Source organism: Oribacterium sp. oral taxon 078 str. F0262 (assembly GCF_000160135.1).
GTDB lineage: Bacteria > Bacillota > Clostridia > Lachnospirales > Lachnospiraceae > Oribacterium.
The window spans coordinates 141,677-158,624 of the sequence record NZ_GG729934.1 but is presented as its reverse complement, the minus strand read 5'-3'; the positions used below and the strand labels follow the sequence as shown (position 1 = coordinate 158,624).

Annotated in this window: 16 protein-coding genes and 1 riboswitch; of the genes, 4 read left to right on the top strand and 12 right to left on the bottom strand. The window is 56.5% G+C overall.

The annotated features are described in order from the left end of the window. Positions 1-132 precede the first annotated feature (132 nt). The 4 genes from guaB to GCWU000341_RS04470 form a co-directional block, all read right to left on the bottom strand. Positions 133-1,596 carry an IMP dehydrogenase gene (guaB, locus tag GCWU000341_RS04485; protein WP_009214592.1) on the bottom strand — a complete coding sequence of 488 codons (1,464 nt, stop codon included), beginning with the start codon at positions 1,594-1,596 and terminating at the stop codon, positions 133-135. Positions 1,597-1,644: 48 nt separating this feature from the next. After that, positions 1,645-2,139 carry a DUF6106 family protein gene (locus tag GCWU000341_RS04480; protein ID WP_009214591.1) on the bottom strand — a complete coding sequence of 165 codons (495 nt, stop codon included), beginning with the start codon at positions 2,137-2,139 and terminating at the stop codon, positions 1,645-1,647. Between the two features lie 464 nt (positions 2,140-2,603). Beyond that, positions 2,604-4,229 (bottom strand): chaperonin GroEL, encoded by a 1,626-nt coding sequence (gene groL, locus GCWU000341_RS04475; protein WP_009214589.1) that lies wholly within the window; start codon positions 4,227-4,229, stop codon positions 2,604-2,606. A gap of 151 nt (positions 4,230-4,380) precedes the next feature. Beyond that, complete coding sequence (locus GCWU000341_RS04470; RefSeq protein ID WP_036598549.1) at positions 4,381-4,668, bottom strand: co-chaperone GroES; 288 nt, start codon at positions 4,666-4,668, stop codon at positions 4,381-4,383. Between the two features lie 292 nt (positions 4,669-4,960). Here GCWU000341_RS04470 and GCWU000341_RS04465 point away from each other — a divergent pair, with 292 nt between their 5' ends. Continuing rightward, entirely contained in the window at positions 4,961-5,362 is a 402-nt protein-coding gene (locus GCWU000341_RS04465) for a choline-binding protein (RefSeq protein ID WP_036598546.1), read from the top strand. Between the two features lie 300 nt (positions 5,363-5,662). Continuing rightward, positions 5,663-6,184, top strand: coding sequence for a hypothetical protein (locus GCWU000341_RS04460; RefSeq protein ID WP_009214586.1), 522 nt, complete (start codon positions 5,663-5,665; stop codon positions 6,182-6,184). Between the two features lie 401 nt (positions 6,185-6,585). Here the strand turns inward: GCWU000341_RS04460 and GCWU000341_RS04455 are convergent, their stop codons facing one another. The 7 genes from GCWU000341_RS04455 to GCWU000341_RS14180 all read right to left on the bottom strand — a co-directional run bounded on the left by GCWU000341_RS04455 (position 6,586) and on the right by GCWU000341_RS14180 (position 13,735). Beyond that, complete coding sequence (locus tag GCWU000341_RS04455; protein ID WP_009214584.1) at positions 6,586-7,776, bottom strand: LL-diaminopimelate aminotransferase; 1,191 nt, start codon at positions 7,774-7,776, stop codon at positions 6,586-6,588. 9 nt (positions 7,777-7,785) lie between these two features. Then, on the bottom strand, positions 7,786-8,265 hold the full coding sequence (locus GCWU000341_RS04450; protein WP_009214583.1) for an S-ribosylhomocysteine lyase: 480 nt from the start codon (positions 8,263-8,265) through the stop codon (positions 7,786-7,788). Next, on the bottom strand, positions 8,265-9,026 hold the full coding sequence (locus tag GCWU000341_RS13740; protein WP_009214582.1) for a hypothetical protein: 762 nt from the start codon (positions 9,024-9,026) through the stop codon (positions 8,265-8,267). The genes GCWU000341_RS04450 and GCWU000341_RS13740 overlap by 1 nt, the downstream gene beginning before the upstream one ends. 102 nt (positions 9,027-9,128) lie before the next feature. Then, the gene (locus GCWU000341_RS04440; protein WP_050761913.1) at positions 9,129-10,886 is read right to left on the bottom strand and encodes a glutamine--tRNA ligase/YqeY domain fusion protein; all 1,758 of its coding nucleotides are present in this window, start codon (positions 10,884-10,886) and stop codon (positions 9,129-9,131) included. Positions 10,887-11,182: 296 nt separating this feature from the next. Then, positions 11,183-12,337 carry a M14 family zinc carboxypeptidase gene (locus tag GCWU000341_RS04435; protein WP_009214580.1) on the bottom strand — a complete coding sequence of 385 codons (1,155 nt, stop codon included), beginning with the start codon at positions 12,335-12,337 and terminating at the stop codon, positions 11,183-11,185. A gap of 88 nt (positions 12,338-12,425) precedes the next feature. Beyond that, positions 12,426-13,121 carry an LrgB family protein gene (locus tag GCWU000341_RS04430; protein WP_009214579.1) on the bottom strand — a complete coding sequence of 232 codons (696 nt, stop codon included), beginning with the start codon at positions 13,119-13,121 and terminating at the stop codon, positions 12,426-12,428. Further along, complete coding sequence (locus GCWU000341_RS14180; RefSeq protein WP_081443167.1) at positions 13,118-13,735, bottom strand: CidA/LrgA family protein; 618 nt, start codon at positions 13,733-13,735, stop codon at positions 13,118-13,120. Before GCWU000341_RS14180 ends, GCWU000341_RS04430 begins: the two co-directional genes overlap by 4 nt. Before the next feature lie 150 nt (positions 13,736-13,885). After that, positions 13,886-13,985: riboswitch (THF riboswitch) on the top strand. 66 nt (positions 13,986-14,051) lie between these two features. Here GCWU000341_RS14180 and GCWU000341_RS04420 point away from each other — a divergent pair. Both GCWU000341_RS04420 and GCWU000341_RS04415 read left to right on the top strand, forming a co-directional pair. Next, positions 14,052-14,582, top strand: a complete 531-nt coding sequence (locus GCWU000341_RS04420; protein ID WP_009214576.1) for a folate family ECF transporter S component — start codon at positions 14,052-14,054, stop codon at positions 14,580-14,582. Beyond that, a complete protein-coding gene (locus GCWU000341_RS04415) occupies positions 14,579-15,931 on the top strand; it encodes a bifunctional folylpolyglutamate synthase/dihydrofolate synthase (RefSeq protein WP_009214575.1) in 1,353 nt (450 codons plus the stop codon). The genes GCWU000341_RS04420 and GCWU000341_RS04415 overlap by 4 nt, the downstream gene beginning before the upstream one ends. 244 nt (positions 15,932-16,175) lie before the next feature. Here GCWU000341_RS04415 and GCWU000341_RS04410 read toward each other — a convergent pair whose 3' ends face one another. Continuing rightward, the gene (locus tag GCWU000341_RS04410) at positions 16,176-16,733 is read right to left on the bottom strand and encodes a hypothetical protein (RefSeq protein ID WP_040653431.1); all 558 of its coding nucleotides are present in this window, start codon (positions 16,731-16,733) and stop codon (positions 16,176-16,178) included. Positions 16,734-16,948 lie beyond the last annotated feature (215 nt).

The window sequence follows — 16,948 nt, the reverse complement described above, 5'->3', positions numbered from 1 at the left end:
CCTCTCCGCCCTCTCCGCCGGTTGATCTCCTTCGCCCTGTCCTCTCCCGCCCCCAGGCGCATAAGGGATCCGGAAAAATCGCTTCGTTCTCCGGATCCCGGGGCAAAAGAGGGTCTATTCTTCTCCGAGAGCCTAGATTCCATCCGAGGAGTAGTTCGGCGCCTCCTTCGTGATCTGAATATCGTGGGGATGGGATTCCTTCAGGGAAGCGGCGGAAATCCTTATGAAGTGGGACTCCGTCTGCAGTGCCCGGATATTTTCCGCTCCGCAGTAGCCCATGCCGGCCCTCAGTCCCCCCAGGAACTGGAAGATGGTGTCCTCCGCCTTTCCCTTATAGGCGACTCTTCCCTCGACCCCCTCCGGTACGAGCTTTCTCGCTCCGGCCTGGAAATAGCGGTCCGAGGAACCGTTTTTCTGTCTCATCGCGCCCATGGAGCCCATGCCGCGGTAGACCTTGTATTTTCTTCCCTGGTAGAGCTCGAACTCTCCCGGCGCCTCATCGCAGCCCGCAAATACCGAGCCCATCATGACGGTGGAGCCCCCGGCCGCGAGCGCCTTCACCACGTCTCCGGAATACTGGATGCCGCCGTCCGCAATCAGCGGGATGCCGTAGCGCTCCGCGACCTCGAAGGAGTCCATGATCGCAGTGATCTGCGGAACTCCGATCCCCGCCACCACTCTCGTTGTGCAGATGGAGCCGGGGCCGATCCCCACCTTCACGCAGTCCGCACCGGCCCGGATCAAAGCCTCCGTCCCCTCTCCGGTGGCCACATTGCCCGCGATAAGGGGAAGATCCGGGAATTTCTCCTTCAAAAGTCCGATGCACCTTATGACATTTGCGGAATGACCGTGGGCGGAGTCCAGAACCACGACATCGACATGGGCCTTCACAAGCTCCGCCGCTCTCTCCAGAATATCCTCCGTGATGCCGAGCGCCGCGCCGCAGAGCAGTCTTCCCTGGGAATCCTTCGCCGCGTCCGGGTACTTCATCTGCTTTTCGATGTCCTTGATCGTGATGAGGCCCTTCAGGTTTCCCTCCGCATCCACGATCGGGAGCTTCTCCACCTTTGCCTTCGCAAGGATCGCCTTCGCCTCCTCCAGCGTCGTCCCTTCCCTCGCCGTGACCAGATTCTCCGAGGTCATGCAGTCCCGGATCGGTCTGCTGTAATCCTCCTCGAAGACGAGATCCCGGTTTGTGATGATTCCGACGAGCCTGTGTCCCACCGTGATCGGCACGCCGGAGATCCTGAACTTCGCCATGAGTTCATTGGCATCCTTAAGGCTGTGCTCCGGGCTCAGAAAGAAGGGGTCCGTGATGACGCCGTTCTCCGAGCGCTTCACCATGTCGACCTCCTCCGCCTGCTCTTCGATCGTCATGTTTTTATGGATAATGCCGATCCCCCCGCAGCGCGCCATGGCGATCGCCATCTGATGCTCCGTCACCGTGTCCATCCCCGCGGAAAGAAAGGGAATATTCAGGCGGATCGTATCCGTGAGCCTTGTGGAAAGATCCGCCTCGTACGGAACGATCTCAGAGTATTGCGGAACCAGTAAAACGTCGTCAAACGTGATGCCATCCCCGATGATTTTCGCCATCTTTTCCTTCTCCCTTCTCCATCGCCCGCCTTTCCTAAAGATCGGCAGCTATCCCCTCCTGAGCTTTGACGGACTGTGCATCCTCATCTCCCGGAGAAGCTCCTCCGTCATATCGAGATAGACAGCCCGTTTTTTCCCCTCCTTCTGATAGAGGTAGAGATACTTCCTCTCCTCTTCTCCGTCTCCGGACAGATCCACCGCCCTCTCCCCGGAGGGCAGCGCATCCCTTGCGGCGTCCGAACGCTTCGGCGCAATGAGCAGAAGCTCCGGCGCACCGGTCTCCAGAATCTTCTTCCTGCTGCTTTTGTTCAAAATCTTGTCCACCGTGAGGCTTCCGCCGATATAAAGGTACTCATACTCCACGTGGGCGTGGAGAAAGACGAAATAGGTCGCGGCAGCTGACAAAAGAAGGAGGAGAAAGACCGGCGGAAAGCGGAAAAAGAGAAGAAAAAAAAGAAGATCCAGGGCGATCAGAAAGACCTTCAGGATCGCAAAATAGCCCGGATCTCTCCGCTTTACTAGATGCTCCACATAATTATCCATCGCCCTTTTCTCTCCTCTCCGATACTGCTATCAGTATACCCTTTTGCCGGAGCACGCGCAAGAAGCAATCCCCTTCCCCGCATCCTCCGCGTCCTGCTTTTCTTTACAAAGGGAAGCCCCCTTGAAGTCCCGGCCCGGCACCCATCCCCCCATTAAAAATCTCAAAGCGCAAAAGTCAAAGCCTGGAAAGACACGAAACGGAACGGAACAAAGCGGAATCCTCCATGGCTTTAATACTTATCTGATACAAAGCGTCTTCCCCCGGTATACGGCAAAAAGAAGGGGAGCAGACAGCCGTCCTTTTCGACTGCCCGCTCTCCCTCTTTTTTTAAGCCCTGACTGATGGATGCAGCGTTTGGCGAAGTTTCCTGCCTGAGCCTGAGACTTCCGCCGGCCTCCCGTTCGGGAGGCCCTTCTTCTCTTTGGAACGCTTTCGCTGCACCCGGCGGCCTAAAAGGCAGGCCTTACATCATGCCGCCCATTCCTCCGGCCGGCATGGCGGGAGCCGCCGCGGGCTCCTTGATGTCGGCGACGACAGCCTCTGTCGTGAGGAGAGAGGCCGCGACAGACGCCGCATTCTGGAGGGCCGTCCTTGCGACTTTCGCCGGATCCAGGATGCCGGCCTCCATCATATCCACATACTCCTCTCGATAGGCATCATAGCCGATGCCCTCCTTCGCCTCCTTCACCTTGTTCACGACGACAGCGCCTTCCACTCCGGCATTGTCCGCGATCGTGAACAGCGGGGACTCCAGAGCGCGGAGCACGATCCTGGCTCCGGTCTTCTCATCGCCGTCCAGAGTATTGACCAGCTTCTCGACGGAGGGCTGTGCATGAATGTAGGCGGATCCGCCTCCCGCGATGACGCCCTCCTCCACCGCGGCTCTCGTCGCGTTCAGGGCATCCTCCATCCGAAGCTTCGCTTCCTTCATCTCGGTCTCCGTCGCCGCGCCGACACGGATCACCGCGACGCCGCCCGCGAGCTTCGCGAGTCTCTCCTGGAGCTTTTCCTTGTCGAAGTCGGAGCTCGTGCTCTCGATCTGCGCTCTGATCTGAGCGATTCTGTCGCTGATCTCCTTCTTCTTTCCGAGTCCCTCGATGATCGTGGTCTTCTCCTTCGTCACCTTCACGGACTTCGCGCGGCCGCACTGCTCGATCGATGCGTCCTTTAACTCCAGTCCGAGCTCCTCGGAGATCACCTGTCCGCCGGTCAGAACCGCGATATCCTTGAGCATTTCCTTCCTTCTGTCACCGTAGCCCGGCGCCTTGACCGCTACGACATTGAAGGTGCCTCTGAGCTTGTTCACGATGAGTGTCGTGAGAGCCTCTCCCTCGATGTCCTCCGCAATGAGCAGAAGTCTCGCGCCGCTCTTCACGACCTGCTCGAGAAGCGGAAGGATATCCTGGATGTTCGAGATCTTCTTATCCGTGATAAGGATGTACGGATCCTCGAGGACCGCCTCCATCTTCTCCATATCGGTGGACATGTAGGCGCTGACATAGCCTCTGTCAAACTCCATGCCCTCCACGAGGTCGAGCTCGGTCTGCATGGTCTTGGATTCCTCCACCGTGATGACGCCGTCCTTCGAGACCTTCTCCATCGCGTCCGCGACCATCTCTCCGACCTCCGGATCTCCGGCGGAAATCCCGGCGACCTTCGCGATCTGGTCCTTGCCCTTCACCTTGGAGGACTGCTTCTTGATGGACTCCACCGCGGCATCTACGGCCTTCCGGATGCCCTTTCTGAGGATGATCGGATTCGCGCCGGCTTCGATATTCTTCATGCCCTCGGAGACGATCGCCTGCGCAAGCACAGTCGCCGTCGTGGTTCCGTCTCCCGCCACATCATTGGTCTTCGACGCGACCTCCCGCACAAGCTGTGCGCCCATGTTCTCATAGGGATCCTTCAGGTCGATCTCCTTCGCGATGGAAACGCCGTCGTTTGTGATGAGCGGGGAGCCGTAGCTCTTGTCCAAAACTACATTTCTGCCCTTGGGTCCCAGCGTGACCTTCACGGTATCTGCAACCGCATCGACTCCGGCTTCCAAAGCCTTACGAGCCTCTACGCCGTACTTGAGTTCCTTAGCCATATTGATATCCTCCTGTCTTCTGTCTCTTCTTCTGTCTTTCCTCTATCTTTTTCTGTCCCTGACTGTCTTTTCCGGGGATTTTCTCTTCGAAAATGCTGATTTATTCTTAAAGGAAGTGCTCCCGGCAGCTAAGCTAAGCGCCGTGCAAAGCTTATTCCACTACCGCAAGAATATCGCTCTGCTTCACGACGGTGTACTTCCTGCCCTCGATCTCCACCTCGGAGCCCGCGTACTTGGAAAAGATGACATGCTGTCCTTCCTTGACCTGCATCTTTACTTCCTTCCCATCGATCACTCCGCCCGGGCCGACCGCGATGACCACCGCCTGGCCCGGCTTCTCCTTATCGTCCTGACCGGGGAGCACGATCCCGCTCTTCGTGGTCTCCTCCATCTTCTCCTTCTCCAGCACAACCCTGTCAAACAACGGAACCAGCTTCATAACAAACCTCCTCTTATATTCCAGCATCCCTTCTCACAATGCGCAGCCGAAAGCCGCATTGCTTGGAATCTTTTTCAGAACAAGCGCTATTATAGCCCCTTCTATTAGCAGTGTCAAGCTCTGAGTGCTAACAAAGTATGAACTTTCTGTGTTTTTGTAATCTTTCGTAAACGAATCGCATATTGTCTATCTGAGAAAATCGGGTATAATGAAATTGTTGCAGAAGGCAGGATTCCGCCCTGATGCGGAATTACGGCATTCAGAGACCACGAGAAATGGAGGCTATCCTATTATGAAAAAAAAGATCCTTGTGATGATGCTTGCGGCAATGATGACGGCGGCCAGTGTAGTTCCGGCCTTCGCTGAAAGTCCCAAGGGGCTCGCTCAGGGCTTCGGCGGCTCCTCGACGATGACCGCTGAGACGAACGGACACTGGATTCAGAACAGAGACGGATCCTGGTCCTTCGCGAACGACGAGTCCGGAGGACTGTGGAAGGGCTGGGTCGTGAGCCAGCATCAGTGGTACTACATCGGCGCAAACGGTGTGATGCTGACCGGCTGGCAGAGAATCAACTATGAGTGGTACTATTTTGCCGTGCAGCGTGCTTCCTCTCAGCCTGTCGGCTCTCTCTATATGAATAAGCTCACTCCGGACAACTACCACGTCGACGGAAACGGCGTCTGGGTAGGCTAAGCTCAGGGAAAAAGACGGGGAAGCTGCGCAGTTCGCAGTTCTGAAGCGCAGCTTCAGGCAGCTTCCATAAGGAAAACGGATCCCGGGATAGGACGGATTGATCGAATGGGGGGAGGAGCAGCGCGGGAAAGCCCACGCTGCTCTGTTTTTCCCGGGAGAATCCCCGAAAGACTGTGCGAAAGCTTTCGCGTTCCGAATCTTCCGAACAGGCGAAAAACGGGGAGGAATCCTCGTTCCGGCCGCTTTGAACAGAGGAAGGATTTCGGGCGGACCGCTTCAGGGGTAGAGGAGGGAGACAGCATGAAATATCTTGTCACATCGGCGGAAGCGTCAAAGATTCTGAAAAAGCTTCTGGAGGAAAAGAATCTCGTCCTCTCCAATGAGCGGCAGAGCTCGGTATTCAATGCTTCTCTCGGAGAAGACATCGAATCCGTCCGCCCCGCATATAACTACGAGGAAACGCAGAGCATCCTGGAAAGCTATGACCGGAAGATCCGGATCCTAAAGCACGCCGTCAACTGCTTTAACAGCTCTCACATGGTCGGGGACAGCGGGATGACGATTGACCAGGTGCTGGTTTATATCCCGCAGCTCACGGAAATGCGAAACAGACTGTATCCCATGCAGAACCGCCTTCCGAAGCAGAGAAGCTCGATCGGCGGCATCGGCAGCAGCACCGTCATCGACTATTCCTATACGAACTATTCCGTAGAAAAGGCGAAGGAGGACTACAGGAGGATTTCCGACGAGCTGAGAAAGATTCAGACCGCTCTTGACCTTGTGAATACGACGGTTAAGATGGAATTCGAGCTCCCGGACTGAGCTCCCCTTCCCTTCCTTTATCGATCCGTTTCATCTCATATCTTCCGTCCCATCCCGTTTTGGAAGAATCTCTTTTTATAGAACAGCGCTCAGGAAAATGTTCAGGGTCGAGGAAAAGCAGGCGTCTTCCCTTTATTATTCTTTTTATTGCTTATCGCTTATGGTATAAAGTAAAAAATCCTCAATGCCTTATGGCATTGTCTGAGCCCAAAGCGGCAGCTTTCTTCCAAAAACGGATGCGGAAAAAACTGAGGGGATGCTTCCCCTCTGCAGCCAAGTTCGGTTAGAGGCTGTTTTCTGACGCCTTTTTTCGCTATTTACTATGCCGCCTTTTCTGCCGTTTGTCCGCCCGGCGTTGGACGGGCAAACGGAAGATCGAAACGCCCCTATCCGAGGTCGTCTCAGCGGAAAAGCGTTTCCATCCGCCGCATCGCCTCTTTGGTATTTTCCTTCGTGGAGAAGGCCGTCAGGCGGAAATATCCTTCTCCGCTTTTCCCGAATCCCTCCCCCGGCGTCCCGACGACGCGGCACTCATTTAAGAGTCTGTCGAAGAAATCCCAGGAGGAGAGGCCAAAAGGAGCTTTCATCCAGACATAGGGGGAGTTTTTCCCTCCGGTATAATAGATTCCGAGCCGGTCCAGGGTCTCCGTTATGATCCTGGCATTCTCCCGGTAGTAGGAAATATTCTCCTCGATCTGCTTCTTTCCTTCCTCGCTGAAGACCGCCTCTGCGCCCCTTTGCACGATGTAGCACACGCCGTTGAATTTCGTCGTCTGCCTCCTGAGCCAAAGCCGGTTCAGCATCACATTATCCCGCTTGAGCTCCTCGGGGACGACGGTATAGCCGCATCTTGTGCCCGTAAAGCCCGCCTTCTTCGAGAAGCTGCAAAATTCGATCGCGGCCTCCTTTGCGCCCTCGATCTCATAGACAGAGTGGGGGAGATCCCCCGTGACGAAGCACTCGTAGGCGGAGTCAAAGAGGATGATGGATCCTCTCTCTCGCGCGAAGTCCACCCAGGCGGAAAGCTGCGCCCTGTCGTAGACCGCGCCGGTGGGATTGTTGGGAGAACAGAGATAGATGAGGTCCGCGGCATAGTCCTCCCTCGGCATCGGCAGGAAGTCGTTCTCCTCTCCGGACAGGGCATAGCGGATGCTGTGTCCCGCCATGACATTGGTATCGACATAGACCGGATAGACCGGATCGGTCACGAGGACTCTGCTCTTCTCCCCCATGATGTCCAGGATGTTTCCAAGGTCTGATTTCGCCCCGTCGGAGATGAAGATCTCCTGCTCCTTGAGGCTTACACCGAAGCCCTCATAATATCCCCGGATCTTTTCCCGCAGAAAGTCATAGCCCTGTTCCGGTCCGTAGCCGCGGAAGCTCTCCGCCCTTCCCATCTCGGAGGCAGCGTGAATCATCGCGTCCACAACGGCCCCGGGAAGGGGGCGGGTGACATCCCCGATCCCCATGCGGATGAGTTCTCCCGCTCTGTCCGGGTTTTCCGCCTGCCATTCCCGGATGCGCCTTGCGATCTCCGAGAAAAGATAGCTCTCCTTCAGCTCCAGGTAGTGTTTGTTGATCTCTGCCGCCATTCTTTCCTCCTAATCCGGGTAATTCATGTGCGCCTCATCGATCCGCTCCAGCGTCTCTCTGAGGTAACGCCCCGCCCACCACTTCGCCATATCGAGATTCATATCGCTGTAGTTTCCGCAGTCTCTCGGTCTCGCACCGGGGATCTCCCCCGAAAAGTCCAGGATGAAACGGCAGCAGCGCTTCAAAAGGGGAAGGATCTCCTCAGGGTGATGCTCTCCCAGAAGAAGAAGGTAGAAGCCGGTCCGGCAGCCCATCGGGCCGAAATAGAGCACCCGATCCTTCCACTCCGGATTATTTCGGAGAAAGGTCGCCGCGAGATGCTCGATCGCGTGCACCGGGGCGGTATTCATGACCGGCTCTCGATTCGGAGAAGTGAAGCGAAGATCAAAGCTCGTGACGCTCTCTGTCCCCACGCGGTCTATCCTGGAGACATAGACTCCCGGCTCAAGGAGCAGGTGATTCACCGTAAAGCTCGTGATCTTCTCCATCAATCCGCACTCTCCTTTTCTCTGTCGCTTCGCTCTGCCCCGTCCGAAGGAGCAGAAGATGCCGGGGAAAGCCCCGCTGCGGGATTTACCCGATCCGCAGGATTTGCGGGGGAAGAAATGCCGGCGGAAACGCCGACCGCAGGATCCGTCGAAACAGATGGCCTTGCAGGGACACTGTCCGCAGGATTCGCCGAAGCAAAAGCCCCGGCGGAGACGCCCTCCGCCTGATGGGAAGAAACGGAGACGCCCGCTGTCTGATGGGAAGAGGCGGAAAGCGCGTCAGGACGCTCCGCGGCCTGATGGGAAGAGGCAGAAAGCGCGGTCTCAGCCGGTCCTCCCGCGTGGTAGAATTCCACCTCTATCTCGGGCTCCTCCAGCGGAGAATCATCGGATTCCACATCCTCCGCCTCCTTCTTGGCACCGGAGAAACGGCTGTCCAGCGCCTCTCTCACCTGTCGGTAGGCGTCCTTTCCGGCGTCCACCGCGAGGTTTTTCGTATCAATGGCGAGATTCTTCGCCGCATAGCCAAGATCCCGCGCCGCCGCCTTCAGATCCTCGGAATTCTTTGAATTTTTGAGTACGGTGTAGGAGCGCTTTGCGGATTCCTTCACCTCCGAGGCGGAGCCCACGACATCCGTGAAATCCTGATCGACCTCATCGGAAAATTTCTGATATTTATAAAAATACGATGCGATCGCCGCTCCGGCGCCAAGCAGCGCCGCCGCGCTCAAAAGTCCCCCCAGGCCTCTTTTCTTTCCCATCTCTTCTCCTCCGTATGAATCCAATCCTCGAACCGCTCTTCAGAATCCGAAAAAGCGGTCCCTATCCATCGCTGTGGACGCCGCAATATTGCGGCGTCCTATTTATCTCTCTTCGCCCTTTGGAAGCCGGAAGCTCGACTTCAGGGAGACGATCCGGTTAAATACGGGATTTCCCTCCGAGGAATCCCTGCAGTCCACGCAGAAATAGCCGTTTCGCACAAACTGGAAGCTCTCAGAGGGCTTCGCTCTTTTGAGAGCGGGTTCCACATAAGAATCCTTCAGCACCGTCAGGGAGTTCCTGTTGAAATTCAGACTTCCGTCCTCGTTGAGCTTTCCCTTCTCCTCATCGATCAGCTGCTCATAGAGACGGACCTCCGCTCTCTCCGCGCTCTTTGCGTCCAGCCAATGGATCGTGCCCTTGACCTTCCGCCCCTCGAAGCCGCTGCCGGACTTGGTCTTTGGATCATAGCTTGCGTGGATGAGCGTGACCTTCCCCGAGGCATCGGTCTCATATCCGGTGCAGCGCACGAAGTAGGCCCCCATGAGGCGGACCTCATTGCCCGGATAGAGCCTTTTGTACTTCTTCGGGGGCTCGATCATGAAATCCTCTCTCTCGATCCAAAGCTCCCCGGAAAAGCTGAGCTCCCGGCTCCCGAGCGCTTCATTCTCCAGATTGTTCGGAATCGTGAGAAGCTCGCTCTGCCCCTTCGGATAATTATCGATCACAAGCTTTACGGGATCCAGCACCGCCATGAGTCTCGGGCGCTTCTCCTTCAGATCCTCCCGGATGCAGTACTCGAGGAGAGAGAAGTCGCAGGAGGAATTCGCCTTGGAAATGCCGGAGAGCTCTATGAAGCGCTTCAGGCTCTCCGGTGTATAGCCCCTCCTCCTGAGCGCCGCGATGGTCACAAGCCGGGGATCATCCCAGCCATCCACCACTCCGTCCTCCACCAGCTTCTTGATGTAGCGCTTCCCCGTGACGACATTTGTGAGGTAGAGCTTCGCGAATTCGATCTGCCGCGGCGGCTCCGCGAATTCACACTCTCTCACGACCCAGTCGTAGAGCGGCCGGTGGTCCTCAAATTCCAGGGTGCAGAGCGAATGCGTGATCCCCTCCACGGCATCCTCGATCGGATGCGCGAAGTCGTACATCGGATAGATGCACCATTTGTCCCCGGTATTGTGATGGCTTTTATGCGCCACCCGGTAGAGAACCGGATCCCTCATATTGATATTGGAGCTCGCCATATCGATCTTTGCGCGGAGCGTGCGCTCCCCGTCCCGGAAGCTTCCGTCCCGCATCGCCTCAAAGAGGCGGAGGCTCTCCTCCGCCGGGCGGTCCCGGAAGGGGCTCTCTCGGCCGGGATGGTGGAGATCCCCGCGGTACTCCCGGATCTCCTCCGCGCTGAGCTCATCGACAAAGGCCTTCCCCTTTCGGATCAGAAGGAGCGCCTTCTCATACATAATGTCAAAATAATCGGAGGCAAAGAAGAGGCGGTCTCCGAAATCCGCCCCCAGCCACTCGACATCCCGGCGGATGGAATCCACAAACTCCGTCTTTTCCTTCGTCGGATTGGTGTCGTCAAAGCGGAGATTGAAGCTCCCCCCGTATTTTTCCGCGATCCCGTAGTTCAAAAGGATGGACTTCGCGTGTCCGATATGGAGGTAGCCGTTTGGCTCCGGGGGGAAGCGGGTCTTCACCTCATGGTATCTTCCCTCCCTCAGATCCCTGTCGATCTCCTGCTCGATAAAATTTCTGGATTCCGCCGCGCTCTCCGCGGGCCTTTTCTCTTCTGTATCCGCCACTTTCGCTCCTCCCGATTCATGATCTCTTCCGCCGCAGCAGGGCGGCCAGGACATGTGGAAATTTTGTCTATCATAAAACGAAACGCCGGATAGCGCAAGCATTCCGGGCGGAAATCCACATTCGAAGCGCGATAAAGGGCGCTTTCCTCTCAGAAAGCGCCCTCTTAAAAGCGAGCTAAGCCGAGAAAGCCTCCTCCGCCCCTTCTGCCGATCCGCTGCTTCCGAAACAGTCCGTCTTATACAGCGATCCTTTCTTTTGAGCCGCTGAATGCCAAAGGACGGGCGTTCAAACCGTGAGAGCCAAAGACAGCGGCAAGCGCCAGGAGCACTGCCTCAGCGAATCCGTTTTTCTAGCTGTAGCTGTATAAAAGGTCGGGGAGGATGCCCTTCTGTCCGTCCCAGATCTCTTTGATCTGTTCCTCCGGGACCGGGCTGGTTCCGATCCCGCACTCTATCGTGACAGAGGGGATATTCAGCTTCTGCTCCGCCCAGTCCTTGAAGCCTCCCGCCTCATTCGGCACATAGTAATCACTGACTGCATAGTCGGAATTTCTCTTCACGACCTCCGCGAGTCTGCGGGCGGACTTCACATAGCTTCCCTCTCCGAAGTACCAGTAGATCACCTTTCCCTGCGTGTGATAGCTGATCGTCTGATCGAAGTGCTCCTTCCTCGTCAGATCCGCGAGTGCCTTCGACTCGATCTCGGATTCCGCAGCCTCTCCCTTGTACTCGTCCTTGGACGGATAGCCCTTCCGATCGTTGGTATCCTGCCAGTTCGCATCGAAATTTTTATTGAGATTTACGCCGCGGGCATTGCTCTTCCAGGTCTTATAGTACTTCTCCCGGTCCGTCACCTTATCCTTCTCCATCATCTGCTGGATCGAAGTCCTCAGAGCCTCGGAGCCGATACAGCCCAGTCCGCCCTGGACGATGGCGATTCCATCCGGATCCGCCATCGGGACGAAATGAACGGCACAGTTTTGGAGCATGCTCTTCATGCTCTTCCCCCCGTATTTCGAGTCCTCCCTCTGCATCTTCAGAAGACTTCCGATCTCCCGCATGGCGACCTGGGAGACGATATATTCCCTCGCGTGGATCCCGGCGTGAACCAAAATCTTGTGCTTTGCGTTCGGATTCCCCACCACGACGTGGTAGAGCTCTCTGCCGTCCGCGGTCTTTCCGAGGGAGTCGAGCGCCATCTCGGGATAATCTGTCTTCAGCTTGTTCAGATCCGCGGAGAGATCATCGTAGCTGTAGGTTCCGACCTCGCTGAAGGTATAGCCCTGCGGAAGCGGCACATCCTCCCCGTTCTTCACACCGGTAAAGAGATCGGAAAAGTCATTCTCATCCGCCGCGTGCAGATTCATCCTGTGCTTTTGCCAAAGGTCGATGCCGGGGCCGGTCTCCGCCTCCAGACCATCCGCGTAGGCACAGCCCCCCGCGGGAATCAGGGCCAAGCTTCCGATCAGAAGCGAAAGCAGCCAGAGTTTTCTCTTTCTTTTCATCTTGACTTAAGTCCTCCTTGCTGCCTGAATCATAGCACAAAAAATCGGAAGCATCTTCTTTCAAATTTATAAAAAGTTTTCGTTTCCCTCAGAAGGCAATCGCCGTGACCAGGGGGACGAGAATCACCGTAGTGACTCCGGCCGTGACGATGGCCAGAGAGCTCATGGCGCCCTCGATCTCCCCGAGCTCCAGGGCCTTCGCGGTGCCGACAGCATGGGCGGAGGTCCCGAGCGCCAGCCCCTTCGCGATGGGATGCCTTATGGAAAAGATCCGAAAGACCTGCTCTGCGAGCATGTTCCCCAGGATGCCGGTCAGGATGATCGCCGCGACCGTGAGCGTGACGAAGCCCCCGGCCTCCTTCGAGACTCCCATGCCGATCGCTGTCGTGATGGATTTCGGCATGAGAGTGAGGATATGCTCCGCCGGAAGCCGAAAAAGCTTCCCGAGAAAGAGGACGCTCAGCACGGAGGAGAGGCTTCCGCACACGATGCTGATCATGATCGCAGCGATATTTCTCCTTAAGAGGGAGAGCTGCCGGTACATCGGAATCGCGAGACAGACCGTCGCCGGAGTGAGCAGATAAGAGAGAAGGTCCGCGCTCTTCTTGTACTCCTCATAGGGGATATGGAGCGCGAGGAGCGTGAGAATAATGCATATCGTCGAAATCAGGAGAGGGTTCAGAATGGAAAGACGGAAGCGCGCCTTGAGCTGTACCGCCGCAAGAAAGAAAAAAATGCTCAGAAGCAGCCCGAAATGCTCCGAACCCGAAAGGACCTCTCTCATTCTCTCCCCTCCTCGATCTTCTCTTCCTTCGCCCCTTCCTCATCCTCCATCTTCTCTTCCCTCATCCCCTCCTCCTTCTCCTCTTTTTTCCCGGCTTTTTCTGCCATAGGGCTCTCCGCTGCCCTCTGCTTTTTTTGGCTGATGATATCCCGGTAGCCGTTCGCGCCGTCCATCTCCCCGTGCGGACTCAGGGCGCGGCGGCCGATCCCGAAGGTTTCGCTCGGATCAAGGGAGATCTCCGCATCCTCCAGCTGCCTGTCCCTTCGATTCTCCGTATAATGCAGGATTTTCTCCGCGATAAGGCCGGTCACTGACATCACAAGCACTGTGGATAGCACGATGATGATGAGATAGGGAAGGAGCACCGGACGCAAAAGCTCCGTAACTGTCATGATCCCCACCGCCGCCGGCAAAAACATGATCGTCATCGTATCCAAAAGAAAATTCCCCGCGCCCTCTACGTCCTCCAGGCGGATGATCCCGGAAAGAAGGGCGAGGAGCATCAAAAAAAGGCCGTATACCCCGGCGGGAACCGGCAGCTTCAAAAGCCGGTTCAATACCTCTCCCAAAAGAGTAAAGGCAATAATCCAAAGAATTTCCCTGACATATTTCATCCCGCGTTCTCTCCTTCCGAGAAGCATAGCGCGCTTTTTTCGGCATTGCAAGGCATGTTTCCGAAATTATGCCCGCCAGCTCCCTCCGCATTTCCCTTTGGATATTCTCTTTACAAAGTCCTGTTTCTGCGCTATTATGAACTGGTAAAACGCAGAGTAGAGATCCGAGCGGTAAGTGTCCTCGAACGGGGAGTTGACGAGGAACGAAGCTGAGAGCCTCAGCGCGGTTCGGATCCCGCATCCCGCTGCGTTGGTCTCTGTATGTCAGATGCCTTCTTTGCGGCGGGATTTCCACTTAAGTGAAGGAGGTTTTTTTATGTTTCAGGACAGGCGAAAATCGATTCAGATGCTCACTATTCTATCCCTACTCACGGCTCTTCACATTATACTGAGCCGCTTTTTCGCCTTTAACGCATGGAATGTCCGAATCGGCTTCGCCATCATTCCCTCCGCGGTATGTGCTCTCCTCTACGGGACGCTTCCCACTGTGGCTCTCGCGACGGCTTCCGATCTCCTCGGCTTCATGCTGCAACCAAGCGGAACCTATTTCCCGGGCTTTACGCTGAGCAGTGCGCTCTGCGGCGCGAGTCTCGGCTTCTTTTTGCATGACTGCAAGAAGGGGCCTCTCCTTCTCCGCGCCCTCGCCGCAATCTTCATCAATCGGATCCTCATCACTCTTTTCGTGAATACGCTCTGGATCTCTATCCTCTACGGGAGTCCCTACCGGGGAGTTCTTCTCACCAGAATCTGGCAGGTCGCGATACTCGTCCCCTTCCACTTTTTCATCATCATGAGCCTTGGCGGGGTGAAGCATCTCCACTTCCTGAAGCGCCAGCTCACAACATGAACTGGGAGGAAATCACGGGGCTTTTGCAGGGAGACCGGAACGCCCCGAAGCGGCCCGATTTCCGGGTAATGCGGCATATCCTCTCCCTGCTCGGGCATCCCGAGGAGAAGCTCAGAGCCCTGCATGTCGCGGGGACGAACGGAAAGGGCTCCAGCGCCGCGATGCTGCAAAGCATCCTGACAGAGAGCGGATACCGCTGCGGCCTCTATATCTCCCCTCACCTCCTGACGGTCAATGAGCGCTGGTCCATAGATGGAGAAAAGATCAGCGATGCCCGTCTTTCGGAGCTCTCGGAGAAGCTCCTCGCCGCACTGAAAAAAAGCGGGGAGGAGGCGGGGGCCTTTGAGCTTCTCACCCTCCTCGCCTTCCTCTACTTCTATGAGGAGGCCTGCGACTATGTCGTCCTGGAGGTCGGGCTCGGCGGCCGCTATGACGCGACCAATGTCATCCCGCCCCCCCTCTGCGCTCTGATCCTCTCCATCGGGCTGGATCACACAGAGCTCCTCGGAAACAGCATCGCGGAAATCGCGTGGGAAAAAGCCGGAATCCTGAAAAGAGGAGGAAGGGCGGTCCTCCTTCGGCAGAGCGAGGAGGTCACATCCCTCATCTCGAAAATCGCGGAGGAGCAGGGCGCAGAGCTTACGCTCACAGATCCCTCTCTCCTCAAAAGAGAAAGTCTCGGCCTCTCGGAGGAGGGGGCCTTCCAGTGCTTTTCCTATCGAAGGAGAACGGGGCTAAGGCTTTCCCTCCTCGGCGATTATCAGCTCCGAAATGCCTCCGCCGTCCTGGACGCCGTCGACATCCTGAAGGAGGAGGGTGTCGCGATCCCGGAGGACGCTGTCCGAAGCGGGCTCTCGAAGGTCCGCTGGCCGGGCCGCTTTGAGCTTCTGTCCCGATCCCCCCTCATCCTTTTGGACGGAGCACACAATCCGGACGGAGCGGCCGCTATGACGGAAAGCCTCCGCTCCCTTCTCCCCGGGCGAAAGATCGATTTTCTGATGGGCGTCATGCGGGACAAGGACTACCGGGAGATGCTCCTCCTCACCGCCCCCATCGCCCGCCGCTATACGGCGGTCATCCCGGAGGGAGAATATGAGAGAGCGCTTCCGGCGGAGAGGCTCGCCGCGGAGATCCGGAAATATTTCGACGGTCCCGTGGAAATCGGAAAAGATATCCGCTCCGGTCTCTCCCTCGCACTCTCCCACCTCGAGGAGGAAAAAGAAGAAGAGCCGACGCTCCTTTGCTTCGGCTCTCTCTATCAGGTTTCAGAGATCCGAAGCGCGGTCCGGGAGCTGCTTTCGAAAGAAAAAAACATGCAGCTCCCTCTCCTTCACGGATCCTCCGCATAGCTCCCCTTAGGTAACGCTGCGGCAGCTGAGAGGACAGGCGGATCGGGCAGTGCGGACATGCTTTCCCCTGCTTCCCCATCCGGGGCGGGACGCTCTCGCAGTTTAAGATGCACAAAGGATTTACAGTAGCTGAACGAAAAAGCGGCGGGCGCTGCTTCCGAAAAGACAAGGAGTAAAAAGTCAAGACGGCGGCAGAGACACTCCCCCGCCTGCTGATCCGCTGTTAAGCGCTCTGCGCCTCGGCTCAGTCCTCCTCCAGATCCTCATAGGCCGGCTCATAGTAGCCGGCCTTTTCATATCCGTCCTCCTCCCGCTTCGGATCATCCAGCTCATCGAAAAGTCTGTCCGAAAGCTCCATCATCCCCCCGTAATTGTCCCGGAGATAGGAGAGCCGGAGCACCTGAACCTCATTTCCCTCCTCATCGATCCCTTCGTCCAGATCCATGGAGGGGATTTTAATCCGAAAGAGGGAGAGAATATCCCAAAGCGGCATGAGATCATCGTATTCGATCTCCAGGATCAGAATGTCCGCCTTCTCCCTCCGGTAATAGCCGTTCACCCTCGCGCCGGGCCCGTCCTCCCCGAAAAGATCCATATAATACTGAAGCAGCTCACCATCCGCTATCTCATCCTCATCGCTCAGATAGAGAGCCGGAGACTCGACCGCCACCGTGACATTGGCAAAGGATTCATCCTTCAGCTGGATGAAATCCATCAGATTCGAAAGCGCCGTCTCAGGCGTCACATCCTCTCTCTTTGCATAGTCAGAGAGAACCGTTTCAAAAAGCTCGGGGATTTCCATACTCAAACTCCTAATCTTCCTGCCCCGCAGGAAGGGACTGCAATAAATATAGGCTCTGCGCCCCTCTCCTGCCTCCGGCAAATCATAAGCCGCCCTCGCCCGGCATACAGCGCTCTGATCCCTTAAAATCATTTATGCGCTGCCGGATACAGAGCCGAAGCAGACGGCAGAACAGGCGGCTTTAGAGACGAATATTAGTTTACTACAGGAAGGCC